We start from the raw sequence: 21853 nt of genomic DNA on the forward strand, positions 1-21853 counted from the left end.
CGTTAAATTAATAAGCCCGCGCGAAGTCGCCTTCCTGCTTGATGTCCGCGAACTGCGGGAAATGCGCCGCCCAGGCCTTGGCTTTGGCCTTTGTCAGCGCATTGAGGCCTTCCAGCACCTTGACGCCATCATTGCGCAGGCTGGTCGCAACTGCGGCGCGATCGGGAAAATGCCGCCGTACGGCATCAAGCCAGATGGTGCGCCCTGCGAGGAAGCCACCGGCGCCAGCCGTATAGGCATAGTCCAGCACACGCTCGAACCTGTCGGGCGCGGCACCCGCCGACAGCAGCACCCAAGGAATGCGCCGCTCGGCGCAGATGTCGCCGATGGCGTCGAACTGTCTTTGCGCCACCGCTGCCGCGGCACCGCCGTCAGGCGGCGGCAGCGAGTTGGCGGCGAGCGGGCTCTCCAGCTTCAAGAGATCCACGCCGTACTCAGGCCTTGCGAACTCGCGCACGCTGTCGATCACGAGCTGCGGCAGCTTGCCCGGCGATTCAACGTAGTCGGCGGTGTGGTTGGCGCTGCCGAGGAACGGATAGACCAGGAGCTCCAGCACATAGGGAATGTCGAAGCGCGCGCAATCCTCGCCGATCTCGCGCACGAAATTCCTCTGATGCTCGACGATCGCCTTGTCGGCATCCGGCCGGTACCAGGCCAGCACCTTCACCGCATCGCCGCCGATGGCGCGGATCTTCTCCACGCTCCAATTGGCAATCGCGCGCGATTTGCGGCCGGCCGGCGTCTCCTCGACACGGTGCTCCTCGAGCGTCACGATCAGGCCGCAGCGCGGCGGCAACAGATCGATCGCGGCCGGCACGGCAAAATTCGGATCGAACAACATCGAGCTGCAATGCGGCGCAAGCGCCTCGACCAGCAGCCGTTTGGCCGCAGCGACATCGGCATATTCGACCTGATCCCTGGTGATGCCCTTGGCCTGCGCGATCGCCTCGAACAATGGCGGGCGCTGGTCCAGCGCAACCATCCGGAAGTGGCCGTCGGCATCTGCAAGCCGCGCCAGGCCGCGGTTCTTTCCAATGGTTCTCATCGCTTGGTCCTCATGAATGCAAGACAGTCGTCAACGACGGGAATGGCGGCGCGGCCACCGGTACGGGTGCATTTCAGCGAGGCAGCGGCCGAAGCAAACGTCATGGCTTCGTTCACCGTGAGCCCGCCGCCGATGGCAAAGGCGTAAGCGCCGTGGAAAACGTCGCCGGCGCCGGTCGTGTCGATCGCCTCGACTGCAATGGCAGGCAGCTCGCGCAGGCGACCGTCCTCGACATAGCTCACGCCTTCGTGGCCACGCGTCACCGCGACGACGCGGCAATTGAAGCGCGTGAGGCTCCTCAGCGCCGCATCGTTGGCGGTGCCGACAAAATTCTTCAGCGCCGGCTGGGAGAAGATGGCATGGTCGGCCAGCGGCAACAGCTGTTCAAACACATCCCGCTCGGCCATGTCGGCATCCAGGATGGTCGGAATGCCCAAGAGTCGCGCGCGGGAGAACAGTGCGACCGCGCCCTCGACCCAGCGTGGATCGGCGAGCACAGCGGCGCTGCCTGCGATCTTGTCAAGCGGCAGCCAATCGGCTTCCGATGGAAAGCGGCCGCGGAAATTCACGATCTGCCGCTCGCCCGTGTGATCGACGATCACACCGGAGACCGAGGAGCGCCCACCGGCAAACAGGCGGAAATGGCTGACCTCGATGCCTTCACGCGACAGGCCCTCGCGCATCTCATGTCCGGCGGGGTCGTCGCCGCCGCGTCCCCAGAACGCCGGGCGCCCGCCGAGCCGCGCCACGGCCACCGCTGCGTTCGCAGCCATGCCGCCGCCCGTTGTCGTATATTCGACGGCGCGAATTTTCTCGCTGCCGCCGGCAAACGGCTTTTCCACCTGCCAGACCTCGTCAAGCGCGGAGAGCCCGAGGCAGATGATGCGCGCGCCCGCCGCGCGCGCCGCAAACGCGTCCCAGCCGATCGCGGGCGCCTGCGCCATCACGACAGCACCTGACCATTGTCCGCATCAAACAAATGCGTCTTGCCGGGCTGCGGACGGAGTGCGAGGCGATCACCGACCCTGGGCCGCAAGGCTGGATCGACCCGCGCGATCGCGGTGCTGCCTGCCAGATCGAAATGGATCAGCGTGTCCGAGCCGAGCGGCTCGACCAGTTTGATGGCCACCGGCATGCCTTCGGCCGCATCCGGCGCGATCGCAAAATGCTCGGGCCGGATGCCGAGCACGCCCTTGCCGCCCGCATTCTTCAGGCGCGCCTTGCTCTCGCCATTGAGCGCAACCGCCGTGCCGTCATGCGACAGCGCCACGCCCTCGCCGCGCAACTCGACGGGAAAGAAGTTCATGGTCGGCGAGCCGATGAAGCCGGCGACGAACTGGTTGGACGGCCGCTCATAGACCGCTTCCGGAGTGTCATATTGCTGCACGTTGCCGCTCTGCAAGACAACGATGCGGTCAGCCATGGTCATGGCCTCCACCTGGTCGTGGGTGACGAAGACCATGGTCGTCTTGAGCTGTTGCGAGAGCGCCTTGATCTCAGCCCTCACCTGCCCGCGCAGCTTGGCGTCGAGATTGGACAAAGGCTCGTCGAACAGGAACGCTTTCGGGTTGCGCACAATGGCGCGGCCCATGGCGACACGCTGGCGCTGACCGCCGGAAAGCTCCTTCGGCTTGCGGTCGAGATAGGGCTCGATGTGCAGAAGTGCTGCCGCGCGCTTCACCCGCGCGTCGATCTCGGCCTTGGGTACCCCGCGCAATTCCAGCGCGAACGACATGTTGTCGTAGACCCGCATATGCGGATAGAGCGCGTAGTCCTGGAACACCATGGCGATGTCGCGCCGGGCCGCCGGCACGCCGTTGACGCGGTCGTCGCCGATATAAAGCTCACCCGATGTGATCGGCTCGAGCCCCGCGATAATGCGCAGCAAGGTCGATTTGCCGCAGCCGGAGGGGCCAACGAACACGACAAACTCGTGATCGGCGATCTCGAGGTTCAGATCGCGGATCACGGTGAAATTGCCGTAGCGCTTGACGAGATTGCGGATCGAGATCGAAGCCATCGTCGTCAATCCAGCGCCAGCACAGGCTTTATCAGCTCACCCTGCGCGAAGCGGGCGAAATTCTCAGGCAGCGTGGCGAGGCCGAACTCGCCGTCGACGAGGACGCGATATTCCTCCCTGTAGCGACGGAGCAGCTCGATATTCGGCGCGAAGTCTTTGATCGGGAAATAGAAGGTGCGGATCATGTAGAAATCCTTGCGGCGGAACACCGGCCCCTCGGCGATGGTCCAAGGCGCGGCATTTTCGCCGACCAGAACCAGCGCCCCATGCGGCAGGACCACTTCGATGCCGAGATTTCGCGCTGCGTGCGCACCGGAGCATTCCACGATCAGGGCAAAGCGCTGCGACGTATCGCCGACCGGGTGCGGCCTGGCACCGAAGGATTGCGCGATGTTGAGCCGCGCGGTGTTGGGATCGGAGATGCGGATGTCGTCATAGCCGAAGCTCTTCAGCGCCAGCACGACGCCGAGCCCGACGGGACCCGCGCCCGTCACCAGCACGGGGCCGGATTCCCCTGACGGCACGATGCGGCTTGCGAAGCGCACGGCGTGGCCGCTCGTGCCGATCACGTCGAGCAAGAGCGGCGCGAGGCTGTCCTCGATGTCGTCGGGCACCGGCAGCAGGCAGTTCTCCGGCACCGGCACGTATTCGGCATAGCCGCCAGGCCTGTTCCAGCCGATCAGACTGGAGACGTCCAGGCACATCTGGGTGTCGCCGCGCCTGCAGGCCGCGCAACGGTCGCAATGGACGGGGATATAGACCGCGCAGCGCTTGCCGTGCATGGGATGTCCGGGCTGCTCCACCACGCCGAATATCTCGTGGCCGGCGGTGAACTGCGTGCCCTTGTGCCAAAGCTTGAAATCCGAGCCGCAGAGCGCGGTGCGCGACACCCGCACCAGGACCTCGCCTTTTGCCACATCGGGCATCGCGATACGCTCGATGGTGATGCGCTCGTGGCCGTGAAAGACCGCGGCCTGCATGATGGAATTCGAACGCACAGGAGCCGTCATCGCAATCACCTAACCTTTCACCGCCCCTAACGTCAGGCCCGCAACCAGCCAGCGCTGCACCAGCGTGGCCAGCACCAGCGGCGGCAGTGCGATCAAGGTCGCAGCTGCCATCAGCACGCCCCAATTGGTCGAGCCCTCGCCGACGAAATTGAACGCAGCCGCGATCAGCGTCTTGGTGTCGCCATTCGACAGCACCAGCGCGAACAGGAAGTAGTTCCAGGAAAACACGAAGGCGAGGATCGCGGCGACCGCGACGCCGGAGCCGACCAGCGGTAGCGCGATGCGCCACAGGATGCGCGTGATGCTGCAGCCGTCGACCTGCGCCGCCTCGAATACGCTGCGCGGAATGTTGTCGAAGGACGGCAAGAGCACCCAGATCACGATCGGCAGCGTGATCACGGCGTGGCTCAGGATCAGCGCGGTGTAGGAACCGATCAGGCCGACCTGCCGGAACATCACATACCAGGGCAATAGAAACAGCGTGCCCGGCGCCATTCGCGCGGCAAGCGTCAGGATCGCGGGCCAGGAGATGCGCGTCCATGACACGGCAAAAGCCGCGGGGATGCCGAAGAGCAGGCCGAGTCCGGCGGAGCCGATGGTCACGATCAGGCTGTTCACGGCATAGGAGAAGAACGGCGTGGTCTTGATCAGCTGGCTGTAGTTCTCCGCCGTCGGCGAAAACACCAGCGTCGGCGGATAGGCCGTGACCTCGAAAGACGGCTTCAAGGAGGAGAGTACCATCCACGCCATCGGCGCCATGATGATGATGCCGGCAAGCACGAGCTGCAGCGTGTTCAACCGGCGCAGCAGACCATCGCTGATCGGGTTTTCCGTCATCAGCCCCTCACCACGCCACCGCGCCGCGCAGGCGGTTGAACGCCAGCACCGCGCCGAATACGATCGCGGTCAGTGTCAGCATCAGAGCAGACGAATAGCCGATGTTGAAGAACTCGAAGCCGACCCGGAAGCCGTAGATGTTGAGCGTGTTCGACGCATTGCCGGGACCGCCTTGCGTCGTGATGTAGATGATGTCGAAAAAGCGCAGGAGGTCGACGCTGCGCAGGATCGTCGCAGTAACGATGGTCGGCAACAACAGCGGCAGCGTGATGCGCTGAAAGGTCTTGAAGGCAGAGGCACCGTCGATCTGCGCGGCCTCGTAGACGCTCGGCGGCAGCGATTGCAAGCCGCCCAGCACGATCAGCGCGACATAGGGCGTCCATTGCCAGCTGTCGATCAGCGCCACCGTCGGGATGACCCAGGTGGGCGAGGCCAGCCAGTCCGACGGCGGCAGGCCGAACGAGGTGAGGATGTAGTTGGCCGCGCCCAGCGACGGATCGAGGATCACGAGCCACATCATGCCGGCAACAACCGGCGGCATCATGAAAGGCGAGATGAAGAGCGTGCGCACGACGCCCGACAGACGCCTGGCATGGAACAGCACCAGCGCCAGCCACACGCCGAGCACGAGCTGCAGCGCGAGCGACAGCACATAGAGTGCGAGCGTCACCCACAGCCCGTGCCAGAACTCGTTGTCCGAAATCAGCTTGGCGTAGTTGGCGAGGCCAACGAAGGACTGCTTGCCCGTCGATGAAAAGCTCTGGAAGGACAACCAGACGGTATAGACGAGCGGAAAAGCGATCATGCCGACGGTGAACAGCACGGCCGGCGCCGACAGCGCGGCTAGCTCCAGCCGCTGCCGCCCCTCGCCTGCCGCATCGGCACCATCCCCCATCGCGACGCTTTCGACCGCCGCCATCGTGTTATTTCTGGGAAATCAGCGCGTCGAGCGCCCTGTCGGCATCGGCGCAGGCCTGGTCGACGCTCTTCTGCTTCAGGATCAAATCCTGCACCGCCTGGCCGATGAACTCGCGCGATTCCGGGTTTGCAACGATGGGATAGCCGACTTCGGACGAACCCTTTGCCGCCAGAACATCCAGCGCGGCCTGCCATTGTTTGCGCACCGGCTCCTCCTCGATCCATTTGCGGTAGTCGGGATCGCTCGCCACCGATGAGCGCGGCGGCGCGATGCCCTGCACCGCCATCAGCTTCTGCACGGCAGGGCTTGTCGCCCATTGCACGAAATACCATGCGGCATCGGGCTGCTTGCTGTAGGCGGACACCGCCATGCCCCAGCCGATCGCGGTCGGCACTTGCCCTGCCTCGCCGGCCGGGAACGGGATCAGCGCGGTGTCCTTCAGCCGCTCGCCGCCTTCCATCACCGTGCGAAGCTCGTTGGAGGATTCGAAGGCCATCGCGGCGCGGCCCGAACGATACAGCGCGGAGATCTGGTAGAAGCTGTAGTTGACGACACCGGGCGGGCCATAGTCGCGCAAGAGTCGGCTATAGGTGTCAAGCGCCTCCTTGTCTTTCGCCGAACAGAGCGCGGATTTGCCGTCCACGATGTAGCTGCCGCCGATATTGTGCAGCATGTTGCTGAAGGTGTAGGCGACCGCCGGCTTCAGCCCGCGCGAGACGAAGGGCGTCAGCACGTTGTCGCAAGCCTTGATCTTCTTCGCGGCCGCCTCGACATCGGCAATGGTCTTCGGCTCGCCGACGCCGCATTTCTTGAAGACGTCGGTGCGGTAATAGAGGATCGGGCCCTCGATATTCATCGGCAGGCTGGTCAGTTTGCCGTCATAGGTCGCGGCTTTCAGCAGCGCCTGGCTCAGCCCCGCAAAATCATAATCGGGCGCGACCTCGTTCTTGGTCATCGCACTGACATCGGCATACCAGCCGGCGGCGGCGAATTGCTGGCCCTCGCGCGAGGGCAGGCTCATGAAGACGTCGACCTCGTCGCTGTGCGCATTCATCACGGTGACCAGGCGCTGGCGCATCTGCTGCTCCTGGTAGCTGTCGACCTTGAGCGTGATTCCGGTGAGCTTCTCGAAATCGGCCTTGTGCGCCAAGAGCGCCTGCGAGACCGGATTGTTGTTGGCGAGGAAGGTGACGGTCTTGCCCTGGAACTTCTTCCAGTCGAAATCGGCCGCGTGCGCAGCTGTCGCGGCCACGCCGGCCGCGAGAAACGAAAAGGCGAAGCGCGCGAGAGCGGCCCTGGCTGTCATTGCAGTCCTCCCTGATCGGGGCGTTATTCGCCCTTCAACGGTTTAACCCGCCATTTTGAAAACGGTTTCATCGTAGACCGCAAGCCTTCACTGTCAAGGCAGTCGAAAGCATGACCTATGCGCGAAATACTGATGGACAATGCAAGCGCAGAGGATCAATATTTTCTATGTAACGTTACATTTTTGGCATTGCTTGACCTGAAATGGCCTTCGCGTCTGAGAAAGCTTCCAAGCAGGGCATCCGCGCGGTCGCGGCGCAAGCCGGCGTGTCGATCGCGACCGTCTCGCGCGCGCTCAACACCCCCGACACGGTGAGCGCGTCGTTGCGCGCGCGCATCGCGCAAGCGGTGGAAGACGTCGGCTACATCCCGCATGCGCCGGCCCGTGCGCTGTCCTCGCGCCGCTCGCGTACGCTGGGCGCGATCGTGCCGACCATCGACAACACCATGTTCGCGCGCGGCATCGCGTCCTTGCAGAAATATCTTTCCTCCGTCGGTTACATGCTGTTCCTCACCACCAGCGGCTACGACCTCGATGTCGAGCTGCAGCAGGCGCGCAGCCTGATCAGCCGCGGCGTGGACGGCCTGGTGCTGCGTGGCGATTGCCACCACGACGCGCTGCGCAAGATGCTCGCCGACTATCAGATTCCCTTCATCAATGTCGGCGTCTACCGGCCCGATCGCCCTTACCCCTGCGTCGGCACCGACAATGAAGGCGCCGCGCATCGCGCCGCGTCGCACGTCATCGAGCTCGGGCACAAGCGGATCGGCATCGTCTCCGCTCTCCAGCGCAACAACGACCGCGCCGGCGCGCGGGTCGCCGGCTTCCATCGCGCGCTCGCCGAAAACAAGTTGCCGATCCGTCCCGAATGGCATGTCGAGGTGCCCTATACCCTCGATGATGCCCGCGAGGCCGCGCGCTATCTGCTCAGCTTGAAGGAGAGACCGACCGCGGTGGTCTGCGGCAATGACGTCATCGCCTATGGCGTGCTGCTTGAAGCCGAGCGCTCCGGCTTTGCCGTGCCGCGCGACCTCTCGGTGGTCGGCTTCGACGATCTCGACTGGAGCCGGCATTTGCGCCCCAGCCTCACCACCATCCAGGTGCCGACCGCCGCGACCTGGCAGCGCGCCGGCGAATATCTGGTGCGGCATCTCGCGGGCGAGCAGACCATCATGCACCACGAGGTCGACTATTCCCTGATTGTGCGCGAATCCACCGCGCCGCCACGCTCCCCGAAATAACGGAGGTTCATTGTGACGCATCTCTCCTTCTCGCTCGCGCCCGGATTCCATGCGGTCGTGATCCTGTGCATGCCCGCCTCGCAATAGGCGATCGGCACGGTGGTCGCGGTCGACGGCGGCTTTCTGGCGGGCTGAGCGCGCCGCACCTCATCCTTTCACGGCGCCGGCGGTGAGGCCGCTCACGAGATAACGCCGGACCGCGAGCGAGAAGATCAGGACCGGCGCCATGACAAGCGATCCGCCGGCCGCGATTTTTCCCCACTCCCAGCCTTGTGGGCTCGCAATCCCGACGGCGCACGCCGCGCCATGCATCGCCTGATGGATCTGACCGAGCGGAACATCTTCTCGGCGCTGGCCCGCCGGAAAAACGGCGAAACCCTCGCGGCCGGGCCCGCGGACGATTCTTAGCTTCCGCGATCCGGCACCGCGGCTTCAGCGAAGGTCGCCATGCCGTTGTGGAGCGCGCAGGCCGCGCGCACCAGCGGCAGCGCGAGCGCGGCGCCTGAGCCTTCGCCGAGTCGCAGGTCGAGATCGAGCAAGGGACGCGCCTCCAGCGCGTCGAGCACGATACGATGCCCCTGCTCGGCCGAGCGGTGCGAAAAAATCAGATAGGGTCGGCAGGACGGATTGAGCCGCGTAGCCGCAAGCGCCGCGACCGAGACGATGAAGCCGTCGATGAGCAACGGAGTGCGCTGTTGCGCGGCGGCTATGATCGCGCCGGAGATGGCGGCGATCTCGAGCCCGCCGACGGCACACAGCACGCGCTCGGGGATGATCTCCGCCGCCAGCCCATGCCGTGCCAGCGCCGCATCGATCACGCGCGCCTTGTGCACGCGGCCCGCGGCATCGATTCCGGTGCCGTGGCCTGCGATTGCCTCCGCTTTGACCTGCAGCAGCGCGGCGGCAATCGCTGCTGCGCTGGTGGTGTTGCCGATGCCCATCTCGCCGGGAATGAGAAGATCAGGCTTGCCCTCTGCTGCACGCGCGACCGCGCGCTTGCCGCAATCGAAGGCAAAGGCGAGCTCTGTGGGTGCGAGCGCCGCCTCCAGGCTGAAATCGCGCGTACCGCGGCGCGGCTTGTCGGCGACGACGCCGCGCATGGGCTGTTCCGCCAGTGTGCCGGCATCGACGACTTCGAGGCGCGAGCCGAGCTCGCGCGCCAGCACGGAGATCGCGGCGCCGCCGGCGCAGAAGTTCGCCACCATGGCGATGGTCACGGCCTGCGGATAGGCTGAGACGCCCTGCGCGACGATGCCATGGTCGCCGGCAAACACCGTGATCGGCACGCTGGCCGCACGTGGCCGCTCGCTGTGCTGCAACCCGGCCAGCTCGATCGCCAAACTCTCCAGCCGCCCCAGTGCACCTGCAGGCTTTGTCAATCGGTCCTGCCGCGCACGAGCGGCTTCGCGATGAAGCGCGGAAGACTCGGGGCATTTGTCATAGGCCCAGCCGGGCAAGCTTTTCTCGCGCATGGGCTCACTCATACCGATCCGCGTTTCAGGATATAGCAGTCCATGATCCAGCCATGGCGCTCGCGCGCCGCGCGCCGCGCAGCGACGATGGTGGCGCCAACATCGGCCAGTGCGCCGGAATGGATGATCTCATCGGCCATGCCGAGATAGGCGCCCCACCAGATGTGAATGCCCTCCGGCTCAAGCGCCTCAAACGCCGTGCCGCCGTCGAGCATGACCACCACGGTGTCGACGCCGTCAGGCCAGCCGCCTTCGCGCAGGCGGCGGCCGGTGGTGACCAGGAACGCCTCGCCGATCTCATTGAGCGACAGCGCGTGCGCCGCGCACAGCGCCTGGATCGCGGTGATGCCGGGGATCACCTCGATCGTCGGCAAAGATTCAAGCCGTCGCGCGATCCGCAGGCTTGAATCGTAGAGCGAGGGATCGCCCCAGATCAGCAGCGCGACGCGCCCGTCCTTGCCGAGATGCTTGTCGATCTCGCGCGACCAGCTCGCCGCAACGGCGTCATGCCAATCGTCGACGCCTGCGCGATAATTTTCGCGCGCGCTGTCGCGCACCGGAAGATCGAATTCGACCATGCGTGTCGCTTCATTGGTCAGCACATCGGCACAGATCTGCCGCCTGAGATCGGCCAGGTCGGACTTCTCCTCGCCCTTGCGCGGGATGAGGATGAGGTCGGCGGCGTTGATCGCATCGATCGCCTTGCCGGTCAGATACGCGGGATCGCCACAACCGATGCCAATCAAGGAGAGCTTGAGCATTATGGTTCTTCGGCAGCGAGCGAGCCGAACAGGATGATGGCGGTCGCCGTGATGCTCTCACCTCCAAGCTGCTCGGCAAGCTTTGCAATAGTGGAACGCACAAAGCGCTGATCAGCGTGGCCGACGGATTCGGCGAGCAGCGCCGGCGTATCCGGCGACAGCCCCTGTGCGATCAGCTTCGCGGCAAGTGCGGGGAAGGTTCGCTTGCCCATGTAGACTGCGGTAGTCGAATGCGGATCGGTCAGCGCCGCCCAGTTGAGGTCCTCGGGCAATTCGCCGCGCACATCGGCGCCGGTGATGAATTGCACGCGGCGCGCGGTATGCCGCCGCGTCAGCGGAATGCCGGCAACCGCTGCCGCTGCAGAGGCCGCGGTGACGCCGGGGATGATCTCGTAAGCGATGCCGGCGGCGCGCAGCGCTTCGATCTCCTCCTCCAGCCGGCCGAAGATGCCGCAATCGCCGGACTTCAGCCGCACCACTGTCGCGCCGGTCGCGGCATAATCGACCAGGAGCCGGCTGACATGCTCCTGCTTCGCGGACGGCCGCCCGGCGCGTTTTCCAACAGAGACAAGCCGCGCGCCCTCACGGGCATGATGCAGGATGTCGCCGGACGCAAGATCGTCATACAGCACCACGTCGGCTGCCTTCAGTCGCGCCGCCGCCTTCAGGGTCAGAAGCTCGGGATCGCCGGGACCCGCCGAGACAAAGGAAACAAAGCCGCTCACCTGTCCTCCGCGATGAGATGAAAGAATGTGCCAGTGACGTTGCCGCGCCGCGAGCCGGTCTCGACGACATCGGCGCCGTTGGCGTCGCGCACGCTTGCGAGCGGCGCATCCGGCTGGACGAGAATGATCGCATAATGAAATTCGTGGCCGCGAAGCTGCGCACCTGCAGGCAAGCCCGGCATCGGCGACCGTAGCTCGGCCTTGCGATAGCCGAGATGCATCTGTCGCCTGGCAAAGCTGGTTTCGAGACCAAGCAGCCCTGTCATCGCGTGCCGCATCCCCTCCTTGTCGACGAGTCCCGCGCCCAGCACCATATAGCCTCCGCATTCGCCATGCACCGGGCGCGTTTCGGAGAAGACACGCAAGCGGTTGCGGAAATCGTCGTTCGCCGCAAGTCGGCCCGCATGCAACTCCGGATAGCCGCCGGGCAGCCAGGCAACATCGGCATTGCCATTGGGGCCTTCATCGGCCAGCGGCGAGAACGGCATGATCTCTGCCCCGGCGGCACGCCAGCCCTCGATGATATGCGGATAGATAAAGGAGAACGCCGCATCGCGCGCGAGCGCGATCCGCTGGCCCGGCGGCGTGATGCGCCCCTTGTCGGATGGGTTGAGCTTCGCGAAACCCGTCGCGTTCCCGGCAAGCGCAAGCAAAGCATCAAGATCAACGCGTTCGGCTACCAGCCGCGCCGCCTCGCCGATCAATTCGTTAAGCCGATGCAGCTCCTCGGCCTGCACCAGCCCCAGATGCCGCTCCGGTAGCGCAATCGGCGCATGGCGCGGCAGCGCGCCGAGCACCGGAATGTTTACGCCGGCCATCGCGCGCCGGATCAGGTCTTCGTGCCGCGGGCTTGCGACGCGATTGAGCACGACGCCCGCGATCCGGACGCCGGGTCGAAAATCGCGCAAGCCCGCGGCGACCGCTGCCGCCGTCTGCGCCTGGCCTGCGGGATCAAGCACCAGCAGTACCGGCCAGCCCATCATCTCCGCGATATCAGCACTGGCGCCGGAGCCGGAACGACCCGGAACGGCCACGCCGTCGAACAGGCCCATCGAGCCCTCGGCGAGCACGAGGTCGGCATCCCGCCCCCGCGCGACCAGAGCGTCGATGGTCTCACGCGGCATGGCCCAGCTGTCGATATTGACCGACACGCGGCCCGTGGCAGCGGCATGGAAAGCAGGATCGATGTAATCGGGCCCGCTCTTGAAGCATTGTACGGCAATCCCGCGATCGCCGAAGGCGCGCGCCAACGCGAGGGTCAGCGTGGTCTTGCCGGTGCCCGAAGCCGGCGCGGAGATGACAAGCGCACGCGGCATCATGTCGGCTCCGGGAAACGCGGCGCGGCGCCGACGGGACGGTAGCGACGGTCGTAGTCGGCGGCATAGAGCCGGCTTTCGGCAAAATCATCCGCACCGATGGTGCGGCCGACCAGGATGATCGCGGTGCGCTCGAGCTTTTCGCCCAGCGCGGCATCGAGGGTACGAAGCGTTGCGCGCACGATTTTCTCGTCCGGCCAGCTCGCGCGCCAGACCACCGCAACCGGACAATCCGCGCCATAATGCGGCGTAAGCTCGGCGATCACCTTGTCCAGCACATGCATGGAGAGATGAATCGCCAGCACCGCGCCGGTTGCGGCAAATGCTGCAAGCGTCTCGCCCTCCGGCATCGTGCTGGCCCGCCCCGAGGTGCGGGTCAGCACCACCGATTGTGCGAGCCCCGGCAGCGTTAGCTCGGCTTCAAGCGCAGCGGCGGCAGCAGCGAAGGACGGCACGCCGGGCGTGACGGTGAAGGGAATGCCAAGCTCGCGCAGGCGGCGCAGCTGCTCGCCCATTGCCGACCACACCGACAAATCCCCCGAATGCAGCCGCGCGACGTCCTGCCCTTTCGCGTGCGCCGCCTTGATCTCGTCGATGATCTCATCCAGCGAGAGCGGCGCAGTGTTGATGATGCGCGCGCCATCAGGGCAATGCGCCAGAATTTCCGCCGGCACCAGCGAGCCGGCATAGAGGCAAACCGGAGAAGCCGCGATGAGGTCGCGCCCCCGCAAGGTGATGAGGTCGGGCGCGCCGGGGCCGGCGCCGATGAAATGCACCGTCATGCGCTGGCTCCCTTCGCCGCGCTCCATTGCACAACCGGGCGCGACGCCTCCCAGGAACGGAAACCGCCAAGCGGGGCCGCATGCGCGATCTCTATCCGCATGAGCGTGCCGCCATGGCGGCTGTGCAATTCCGTCAGCAGAGTCTCGGTCTCCAGCGTCACGGAATGCGCAACGACGCGGGCGTGTGAAGACAGCATCGCCCAGACGCGCTCGAACATCGCCGCATCGAGCCCGCCGCCGAAAAACACCGCATCCGGCTTCTCCAGCTCGGCCAGAACGTCAGGCGCACGACCGGTGATCGTCTGGATCCGATGCGCAAGCCCAAAGGCCGCGGCATTGGCGCGAATATTCGCGGCGCGATCCTCGCGCGCCTCGATCGCGATCGCGCGCCCACCCGCGAGCGCCCATTCGACGGAGACTGAGCCCGAGCCGGCGCCGATATCCCAGAGCAGCTCGTTTGGACGCGGAGCCAGCGCGGCGAGCGCGAGTGCGCGCATGGGGCGCTTGCTGATCTGGCCATCATGGGCAAAAAGATCGTCTGATAGCCCCGAGCAGCGCGGCAGGCCGGCCGCGCCATCGGCCAGCAGCGCGATGGCGAGTGGGCTCGGCGCAGAGGAATCCACGTAATCAGACGCCCTGCTCTCGACAATATGCTCGCGCGGCCCGCCAAGCGCCGACAACGCCCACAGCCGCGATACGCCCCAGCCGCGTGTGGTGAGCCATTGCGCGAGATCGGCCGCCGCCTTGCCGTCGCGAACGAGGCAGATGATCCGCGTACCGCGCGCCAGCAGCGGCACCAGCCGCTCGAACGGCGCGGCATGGAGCGCGACGCAGATCGTCTCCTCCAGCGCCCAGCCGAGCCGCGCCGCAGCCAGCGAGAAAGTCGATGGCGCGGGATGCGCGATCCATTCCTCCCGCAACAGCGCCGCGGCGAGTACGGATCCCGCGCCATGCCAGAACGGATCGCCCGAGGCGAGCACCACCGTCGGCCGTCCGCGGCAGGCGAGCACGGGCGCGATGTCGAACGGCACCGGCCAAGGCTTTCCGCGGCCGCCGATATCGGCAAGCTTCAGGTGCCGCTCGCCGCCGAACACGACCTCGGCTTTCGCCAGTGCCTTTCGGCTTGCCTCCGACAGCCCGGAAAGGCCATCTTCGCCGATGCCGATGATGGTCAACCAGGGTTCAGTCATGACACGCGCACTCATTCTGGGCGGAACGGGCGATGCCAACCGGCTCGCCGACGCTCTCTCGCGCGCGCGGATCGACGCAATCTATTCCTATGCCGGGCGCACCAAAATTCCGCTGCCGCACACGCTGCCGACGCGCATTGGTGGCTTTGGCGGCGCGGCGGGACTTGCGGACTTCATCCGCACTGAAGCCATCACACATGTGATCGACGCCACCCATCCCTTCGCAGCCGAAATGAGCCGGCACGCAGTCGAGGCCTGCGCCGCGACTGTTACCCCGCTGCTTGCGCTGGAGCGCGCGCCGTGGATGCGCACCGCGGAGGATCGCTGGATCGAGGTCGCCGACATCGCCGGCGCCGTCGCCGCGCTGCCCGACGCGCCAAGCCGCGTGTTTCTCGCGATCGGGCGGCAGCATCTCGCGCCGTTCGCCGCCAAACCGCAGCATGCCTATACGCTGCGCCTTGTCGATGCACCTGGCGCCGCACTGCCGTTGCCAAATGCCGATGTTGTCGTCTCTCGCGGCCCCTTCACGCTTGAAGACGACCGTATACTGATGCAGACGCGCGGCATCAAATGGCTGGTCGCCCGCAATGCCGGCGGCGACGGAGCGCGTGCCAAGATCGACGCCGCGCGCGAGTTCGGTCTGCCCGTCATCATGATCGCGCGGCCCGAATTGCCGGAGCGGCCGCGCGTCGAGCGCGTCGGGGATGTCCTGGCGTGGCTCGCTCATGATGCGCGCCTTGGGGCATAGACCCAGCGGCCGACGCGGCGCGTCGCCGAATTGCCAATGATAACGAGTGTCGCCATGTCGGCCATGTCGGGCCGGGCATCCTTGAGCGGCACGGTCTCGATGCGCTCCTTCGGCGTCGTCACCGCATGGGCAAAGATGACCAGCCGCTCGCCGCAGCCGGCCGTGCGCAACACGTCCAGCGCCCGCACAAAGCCCTCGGGCCGACTCGCCGAGCGCGGGTTATAGAGTGCGATGGAAAAATCGGCTTCCGCTGCGAGCCGCAGGCGCTTTTCGATCAGCTCCCACGGCTTCAGATTGTCGGAGAGATTCATGGCACAGAAATCATGGCCGAGCGGAGCACCAGCGCGCGCGGCCGCCGCCAGCATCGCGGTGACGCCCGGCAGCACGCGAATCGCGACGTCGCCGCATTCGGGCGCGGCTTCCAACGCTTCAAACACCGCCGCGGCCATCGCAAACACACCGGGATCGCCGGAGGAGACGAGCACGACGTAGCGTCCCTCTGCGGCAAGCTTCAACGCTTCGCTCGCGCGGTTCAGCTCCACGCGGTTGTCGGACGGATGCAGCCGCAGCCCCTCGCGTGCCGGCACGCGGGCGACGTAGGGCGCATAGCCCAGCACATCGGTTGCCTCCGCAAGCGCAGCCGAAACCTCCGGCGTGATCAGCGCCGCGTCGCCCGGCCCGAGGCCTGCGATGGCAAGCCGGCCCGTCATTCGCAAAACTCCCGCCGCCGGCCGCGGCCATGCACCAGCACGATTGCGAAATAGGGGCAATCGGACGGCTCGATCTCCTTCAGTCGCGCCACGCGCTCACCCGGCATGGTGCCGCGCTCGATCAGCCAGGCGTCATCGAGACGCCCCGCCGCTTCCAGCGCGCGGCGGATCTTTGCAAGATTGCGTCCGGTCTTCATAATTACCAGCGCGTCCTCATTGTTGACGCGGCGATTGAGCTCATCCTCCGACAGCGTCCCCATCAGGACCGTCATCACATCGTCGCCGAGCGCGATCGGCTGCCCGACCACGTTCCAGCAACCGGCCATGCCGGGAATGCCGGCGACGACGTCAACCTTCGCGCGGCCCTGCAGCCGCGAATAGAGATGCATGAACGAGCCGTAGAAAAAGGGATCACCCTCACAGAGCACGACGACATCGTTGCCGCGCGCGAGCTGCTCCAGACGGTCGGCCCATTCGTCGTAGAAATCGGCGAGCAGGCGGACATATTCGTCGCTGTCAAAGGCAAGCTCGGTCGTGACGGGATATTCCATCGGATATTCGCAGACGCCGCGTGGCAGAATCCCCTCGACAATGCGGCGCGCCTGGCCGGGCCGCCCTTTTTTCCGGAAATAGGCGATTTGGGTGGCGGCGCGGATCTCGCGGTCGGCGCGCACGCTCATCAGATCGGGATCGCCCGGACCAAGTCCGCAGCAGATGATCCGCCCCATGACTATTCGCTCCTGCTTGCAAGCGCATTCACGGCGGCAACCGTGATCGCGGAGCCGCCGAGCCTGCCCTCGACGGTGAGTGCCGGCGCCGGCGGCGCTGCCATCAACGCGGCCTTGGACTCGGCGGCACCGACGAAGCCGACCGGACAGCCGATGATCGCCGCCGGCGGTGGACAGTCGTCATGCTCCAGCATGTTCAACAGATGAAATAGCGCCGTCGGCGCATTGCCGATCGCGACCACCGCGCCTGACAGATGCGGCCGCCATAGTTCAAGCGCCGCCGCGGAGCGGGTGTTGCCCATGGACTGCGCGAGCGCAGGGACTGCCGGATCGTCGAGGGTGCAGATAACCGCATTGCTCCGCGGCAATCGTGCGCGGGTGATGCCTTCCGAGACCATGCGCGCATCGCACAGGATCGGCGCGCCGAGAGCGAGCGCTTCGCGCGCGGCGCGCGCCATGCCCGGCGTGAAGCGGATGAAGCGTTCCAGGCCGACCATGCCGGCGGCATGGATCATGCGCACCACCACCGGCTCCTCGTCAGCCGCAAATCGCGCCAGATCGGCTTCGGCGCGGATCGTCGCGAAGGATCTCTTATATATGGCCGCGCCATCGGTTTCATAGACATGCGGCATCAGCGCGGCTCCAGCACGGCGCGCGGATCGGCGAGGATATCGGCGCGGCTCAAACCGCCCAGTGTCGGCGCATCGCGCGTGGTGCCATTGCGGATGAGATCAAAGCCGCCGCCGGTCGCGACCAGCGTGACGTCGGCCAGCCCCGGATACGCGCAGCCCTTGGCACAGCCGGAGACATGGAGCCGCGCCGCCGCCGGCAGATGCGGCGCCAAGGCTGCGCCAAGCGCACGCGTCTCGGCATGGGCGGCTTCGCAGGCGGGCGCACCGGTGCAGGCGACGACGCGCAACAGCGGATCGCCTGCGTCGGCGACGATGCCGTCGTGCGCGGGCATCTCGCGCAAGCCCTCGATCAGGATCATGCGCCAGGGCGTCAGTCGCAGCCCCGCCGCCCGCTGGCCAAGGAATTTCAAGGTCGCGCTCTGCATCTGTCCGAAGGCAATCCCGACCAGCGCGCCGCTCGCATGAACGCCGGGAGCCGGCGGCGGCGAAGCGCGGGCCGGGATCGCATCGCCGGCCAACGCAGCCGGCAGTTTCGCACCGCCAGCAATATGCGCCGCCATACGCCCCCGTCCGCCGCTGGCGCCGCCGGAGCCGAGGAACCATCTTGCGAGCGACAGCGCGAGATCGACCGCATCCGCCCTTGTCACTGTGCGACCATGCGATGCACCGTCCGGACGAACGATCAGTCCGCCGTCCGCACCGCGTTCGATGCGGATATCGGCGGAAGCCTGCGCCAGCAGACGCGCCTCGCCGCAATCGATCGCAAAACCGAATTTCTCCGGCAATCCAAGCGACCGCTCGCCCAGCGCACGCTCCAGCGCCGCCGCAAGCCATTGCGTGTCGTCGCCATCGCGCCAGAATGGCGCAACCAGGACGTTACGCTGGGTTTCGATCGCAGCATCCGCATCGACAAGCGTGAGCTCGGCCAACGCCTCGACCAGCGGCTCATGGCCCTCCGCGCGCAAGCCGCGCATCTGCAAATTGGCCCGGCCCGTCAGATCAATCAGCCCGTTGCCATAGCGCTCCGCAAGTTCGGCAAGGGCGACGGCCTGCGCCGCCGACAGCCGACCGCCCCTCGGGCGGATGCGCGCGACCAGCCCGTCACCCGATTGCATCGGGCGATGGGCGCTGGGGCACCAGCCTTTGATCGCGACCGCGGTCATGACGCCTTCCGCAGCGAAATGGCGATGGAATTACGGCGCGTGACCCAGAGCGAGGCGTCATGCAAGCGGTTGAAGCAATCCTCGATCGCCGACAAGGCCATCGAATTTTCGCGCCCGAGAAAGGCGCGGACCTCGTCATTGCCCAGCGTCGCATCGTAATAGAGGTCGAACAGATGCGCCGGCACGGCATCCGCCAGATGCGCGAACGCCGCCATATGCTCCAGCGTCGCCGCGATCTCGGCAGCGCCACGAAATCCGTGACGCATCATGCCGGCGATCCATGCGGGGTTGGCGGCTCGCGCGCGCACCACGCGGGCGATCTCCTCCGGCAGCGATCGCGCCTGCGGTGCGTCGGGACGGGTCGCGTCGAGATGGTAGAGCGATGGCACCGGCGCGCCGAGGCGTGCTGCGGCGGCTGCAGGGCCGGCCTCATGCGCGGCATAATCGGCGGCGAGCAGCAAATCCGTCTCGGGCAGGTCTTGGATGTGCACGAAGGCGTCAGTGCCCCTGAGCCGCGCTTCGATGCCCGCGCGGTCCGGCTTCATCTCGCCATCCGCCGCAAACGACCAGGACGAGGCCGCGAGCCACGCCTCACCCGCGGCATTGCGCGCCTCGCGCGTCAGCACATCGCGGGCGGCGAAGCCGCCGACGCCATATTGGCCGGGCCGCGGACCGAACACGCGTGCGCCGCGCCGCGCATATGGGTTCTCCTCGCCCTCGAAATCGCGCGCAGCCAGCGCGTCGGATGCCGCTTCGAACAGTTGCGCCAGATTTCCGAAGACATCGCGAAACAGGCCGGAGATGCGCAGCGTCACATCGATGCGGGGGCGGCCGAGCTGGGCAAGCGGAATGATCTCGTAGCCAATGAGGCGACCGCTCGCCCCGTCCCAGCACGGCGCAAGGCCTGCAAGCTGCAAGGCCATGGCGAACTCCTCGCCAGCAGTGCGCATGGTGGCCGAGCCCCAGAGATCGACCAGCAGGCGCTTCGGCCAGTCACCGTGATCCTGCAGATGCCGGCGCAGCAACTCCTCGGCCAGTTTCATCCCTTGCGCATGCGCGACGCGGGTCGGCACCGCGCGCGGATCGACCGCAAAGAGATTGCGCCCGGTCGGCAGCACATCGCGCCGTCCGCGGAATGGCGAGCCCGCCGGCCCCGGCGCGACACGTTTCCCTTCGAGCGCATCGAGCAGTGCGCGGCGTTCGTCGTCGCCGCATTGGCCACGGCCGAGCACGTGCAGTCCGTCGCCGAACTGGCTTTCCTTCAAGTCGCAGACAAAGCGGTCAATGCGCGGGATCGCCTCAGCGGCAGAGGCGGAAGCGTCGAGACCAAGGTCCTGCTCCACACCCGCGGCGCGCGCCTCGTCGCGAATGGCGGCAACGAGGCGGCCACGACGCGCCGGATCGAGACCGTCGGCAGTCGAATATTCGTCGAGCAATTGCTCCAGCCGCACCAGATTGTCCGGCAATCGGCTCACGGCGAGCGGCGGCGGAAGATGGCCGATGGTGACGGCGGAAAGCCGCCGCTTGGCCTGCGCCGCCTCGCCCGGATCATTGACGATGAAGGGATAGATAGCGGGGAGATTGCCGGTCAACGCTTCTGGCCAGCAGGCCTCCGACAGCGCGACGGATTTGCCGGGCAGCCATTCCAGCGTGCCGTGCGCGCCCATATGGATCATCGCGTGGATGCCCTGGCTGCGGATCCAGAGATAGAACGCGACATAGGCGTGACGGGGAATGCGGGCGAGATCGTGATAATCGGCATCACGGCTTGCGACGTCACCACGCTCCGGCTGCACTGCGATGATCGCGCGGCCACACCGGATCGCCGCAAAATGGAAATAGCCGTCAACGGCTTGTGGATCGTTCTCCGGCGCGCCCCAGGCGCCGGCGAGATCGTCCTGCAGCTGCTTCGACAGCGCAGCCAGCACCGCGCGGTAGTCGGCGATGCTCCAGGTCAATTTGTTGTCCTGCAGCGCATGCGCGAGCGGCACGCCAGGTTCGACGTCGAAGCCGCTTGCGCGAAGGTCCGATAGCAGCGCCCCGGTGGAGGCCAGCGCATCGAGCCCCACCGCATGCGCGATCTGGTGCGGGCGGCCGGGATAGCTGGAGAGGATAATGGCGAGACGCTTGTCACGGTTGGGCAACGCCGCAAGCCGTGACCACGCCACGACGCGATCGACGACTGTATTGACGCGCGCGTGATCCGGCTGGTGCGCGGCCAGCGCGATTTGCAAATCTTCATCGCGCGCGCCTGGTGACTTGAAGCTGACGACGCCCGCGAAGATGCGGCCATCGACCTCCGGCAGCACCACATGCATCGCAAGATCGGCCGCCGACAGCCCGCGCAACGATGCCGCCCAATCCTCACGCCGCGCAGTCGACAGCGCGACCTGAAACACCGGACAGGAGGCGCCATCGAACGGTGTTGCGCCATCATCGCCGATCGCCGAGAAGGCGGTGGCATTGATGATAGCGGCAGGCGGCCGCTCTACAAAGCGGCCCTGCAGCCAGCCAGCGACGCCGTTACTCTTCAGCGAGGGCGCAAACGCGCCATAGGCATCAAAGCCCTTTTGCCTGAGTGCGGTGATCAACGCGTCGATTGGCGCTGTATCAGCCGCCGTGACATAGGCGCGATAGAAGGTGACCAGCGCATGCGGCCGGCCATCAGCTTGCGGCAGCGACAACAGCACGCTGCGCACGGGATCATAAAAGCCCATCTCGGGAACGGTCAGCTCGCCCAGCACCGGCCCAGCATAAAGCCCGGACGCCAACGCGAGCTGCGCGATTGCGGCCTGCGCGGCGACCGCACCACCGGCGTCGCACAGCGCCTTCAATTGCCGCAGCGTCGAGCGCGGCAGGGTCGAGAGCTCGTCGAGCCGGCGATCCTCGCGGCCGTCGGCGGGCAGCACGGCAAGCGCGATGCCGCGCTGTTTTGCCAGCGCGTGCAATGCTGCGAGGCCGTAAGCCCAATAGCTCTCGCCGCCGATCAGCCGCAGCAGCACGCCGCGCGCACGGGCAAGCGTGCGCTCGACATAGGTATCCACCGAAAGCGGATGCTTCAGGCTCGCGAGATTGGCGAGCCGCAGCGTCGGCAGGCTGTTGCGCCCACGCCGCCATCCCGCTGCAAAGGCCGCAAGGTCGCTGTCGGAGAACGAGAGCATGACGAGATCGGCCGTATCCTGTGCAAGGTCGACAGGTACGGCGGTCTCCTCAAGCCCATGGCTCTCGCGAAAGACGACGTGCATCCC

At 66.3% G+C, this 21853-nt stretch carries 20 protein-coding genes; 2 read left to right on the forward strand and 18 right to left on the reverse strand.

The window, feature by feature from the left end:
- Positions 1–7: 7 nt before the first annotated feature.
- Genes A3AI_RS0100290 through A3AI_RS0100320 form a run of 7 tightly spaced genes read right to left on the reverse strand, consistent with a single transcriptional unit; the run spans position 8 to position 7137 of the window.
- Complete coding sequence (locus A3AI_RS0100290) at positions 8–1045, reverse strand: tagatose 1,6-diphosphate aldolase (protein ID WP_024513642.1); 1038 nt, start codon at positions 1043–1045, stop codon at positions 8–10.
- Positions 1042–1989, reverse strand: coding sequence for a sugar kinase (locus A3AI_RS0100295; RefSeq protein WP_024513643.1), 948 nt, complete (start codon positions 1987–1989; stop codon positions 1042–1044). The genes A3AI_RS0100290 and A3AI_RS0100295 overlap by 4 nt, the downstream gene beginning before the upstream one ends.
- Positions 1989–3065 carry an ABC transporter ATP-binding protein gene (locus A3AI_RS0100300; RefSeq protein ID WP_024513644.1) on the reverse strand — a complete coding sequence of 359 codons (1077 nt, stop codon included), beginning with the start codon at positions 3063–3065 and terminating at the stop codon, positions 1989–1991. The genes A3AI_RS0100295 and A3AI_RS0100300 overlap by 1 nt, the downstream gene beginning before the upstream one ends.
- Before the next feature lie 5 nt (positions 3066–3070).
- Complete coding sequence (locus A3AI_RS0100305; protein ID WP_024513645.1) at positions 3071–4075, reverse strand: alcohol dehydrogenase catalytic domain-containing protein; 1005 nt, start codon at positions 4073–4075, stop codon at positions 3071–3073.
- 9 nt (positions 4076–4084) lie between these two features.
- On the reverse strand, positions 4085–4912 hold the full coding sequence (locus tag A3AI_RS0100310; protein WP_024513646.1) for a carbohydrate ABC transporter permease: 828 nt from the start codon (positions 4910–4912) through the stop codon (positions 4085–4087).
- Between the two features lie 7 nt (positions 4913–4919).
- Positions 4920–5831: a carbohydrate ABC transporter permease gene (locus A3AI_RS0100315; protein ID WP_245286796.1), complete on the reverse strand. Its 912-nt coding sequence runs from the start codon at positions 5829–5831 to the stop codon at positions 4920–4922.
- A gap of 4 nt (positions 5832–5835) precedes the next feature.
- Positions 5836–7137, reverse strand: coding sequence for an ABC transporter substrate-binding protein (locus tag A3AI_RS0100320; RefSeq protein WP_024513648.1), 1302 nt, complete (start codon positions 7135–7137; stop codon positions 5836–5838).
- 203 nt (positions 7138–7340) lie between these two features.
- Between A3AI_RS0100320 and A3AI_RS0100325 the strand changes: the two genes are divergently transcribed.
- Entirely contained in the window at positions 7341–8378 is a 1038-nt protein-coding gene (locus tag A3AI_RS0100325) for a LacI family DNA-binding transcriptional regulator (protein ID WP_024513649.1), read from the forward strand.
- A 404-nt stretch (positions 8379–8782) separates the two neighbouring features.
- On the opposite strand, the gene cobT is transcribed toward A3AI_RS0100325, so the two are convergent.
- From cobT to A3AI_RS0100365, 6 genes are read right to left on the reverse strand one after another with little or no spacing between them, the layout of a single operon-like run.
- Positions 8783–9850, reverse strand: coding sequence for a nicotinate-nucleotide--dimethylbenzimidazole phosphoribosyltransferase (gene cobT / locus A3AI_RS0100340; RefSeq protein ID WP_036047234.1), 1068 nt, complete (start codon positions 9848–9850; stop codon positions 8783–8785).
- A gap of 8 nt (positions 9851–9858) precedes the next feature.
- Positions 9859–10611, reverse strand: a complete 753-nt coding sequence (gene cobF, locus A3AI_RS0100345; protein ID WP_024513651.1) for a precorrin-6A synthase (deacetylating) — start codon at positions 10609–10611, stop codon at positions 9859–9861.
- Positions 10611–11336: a uroporphyrinogen-III C-methyltransferase gene (cobA, locus tag A3AI_RS0100350; RefSeq protein WP_024513652.1), complete on the reverse strand. Its 726-nt coding sequence runs from the start codon at positions 11334–11336 to the stop codon at positions 10611–10613. The genes cobF and cobA overlap by 1 nt, the downstream gene beginning before the upstream one ends.
- Positions 11333–12652, reverse strand: a complete 1320-nt coding sequence (locus A3AI_RS0100355) for a cobyrinic acid a,c-diamide synthase CobB (RefSeq protein WP_024513653.1) — start codon at positions 12650–12652, stop codon at positions 11333–11335. The genes cobA and A3AI_RS0100355 overlap by 4 nt, the downstream gene beginning before the upstream one ends.
- Entirely contained in the window at positions 12652–13434 is a 783-nt protein-coding gene (gene cobM / locus A3AI_RS0100360; protein WP_024513654.1) for a precorrin-4 C(11)-methyltransferase, read from the reverse strand. The genes A3AI_RS0100355 and cobM overlap by 1 nt, the downstream gene beginning before the upstream one ends.
- Complete coding sequence (locus tag A3AI_RS0100365; protein ID WP_024513655.1) at positions 13431–14624, reverse strand: bifunctional cobalt-precorrin-7 (C(5))-methyltransferase/cobalt-precorrin-6B (C(15))-methyltransferase; 1194 nt, start codon at positions 14622–14624, stop codon at positions 13431–13433. The genes cobM and A3AI_RS0100365 overlap by 4 nt, the downstream gene beginning before the upstream one ends.
- Between A3AI_RS0100365 and A3AI_RS0100370 the strand changes: the two genes are divergently transcribed.
- Positions 14623–15372 (forward strand): cobalt-precorrin-6A reductase, encoded by a 750-nt coding sequence (locus A3AI_RS0100370; RefSeq protein WP_024513656.1) that lies wholly within the window; start codon positions 14623–14625, stop codon positions 15370–15372. The genes A3AI_RS0100365 and A3AI_RS0100370 overlap by 2 nt on opposite strands.
- Here A3AI_RS0100370 and cobJ read toward each other — a convergent pair.
- Genes cobJ through cobN form a run of 5 tightly spaced genes read right to left on the reverse strand, consistent with a single transcriptional unit; the run spans position 15348 to position 21850 of the window.
- Positions 15348–16082, reverse strand: a complete 735-nt coding sequence (cobJ, locus tag A3AI_RS0100375; protein WP_024513657.1) for a precorrin-3B C(17)-methyltransferase — start codon at positions 16080–16082, stop codon at positions 15348–15350. The two genes, A3AI_RS0100370 and cobJ, sit on opposite strands and share 25 nt — an antisense overlap.
- Positions 16079–16810, reverse strand: coding sequence for a precorrin-2 C(20)-methyltransferase (locus tag A3AI_RS0100380; RefSeq protein WP_024513658.1), 732 nt, complete (start codon positions 16808–16810; stop codon positions 16079–16081). The genes cobJ and A3AI_RS0100380 overlap by 4 nt, the downstream gene beginning before the upstream one ends.
- A 2-nt stretch (positions 16811–16812) precedes the next feature.
- Entirely contained in the window at positions 16813–17442 is a 630-nt protein-coding gene (locus tag A3AI_RS0100385; RefSeq protein WP_024513659.1) for a precorrin-8X methylmutase, read from the reverse strand.
- Positions 17442–18605: a precorrin-3B synthase gene (gene cobG, locus A3AI_RS0100390; protein WP_024513660.1), complete on the reverse strand. Its 1164-nt coding sequence runs from the start codon at positions 18603–18605 to the stop codon at positions 17442–17444. The genes A3AI_RS0100385 and cobG overlap by 1 nt, the downstream gene beginning before the upstream one ends.
- Entirely contained in the window at positions 18602–21850 is a 3249-nt protein-coding gene (cobN, locus tag A3AI_RS0100395; RefSeq protein WP_024513661.1) for a cobaltochelatase subunit CobN, read from the reverse strand. Before cobN ends, cobG begins: the two co-directional genes overlap by 4 nt.
- Positions 21851–21853 lie beyond the last annotated feature (3 nt).

Origin of the sequence: Bradyrhizobium sp. Tv2a-2 (assembly GCF_000472425.1) — a bacterium.
Lineage (GTDB): Bacteria > Pseudomonadota > Alphaproteobacteria > Rhizobiales > Xanthobacteraceae > Bradyrhizobium.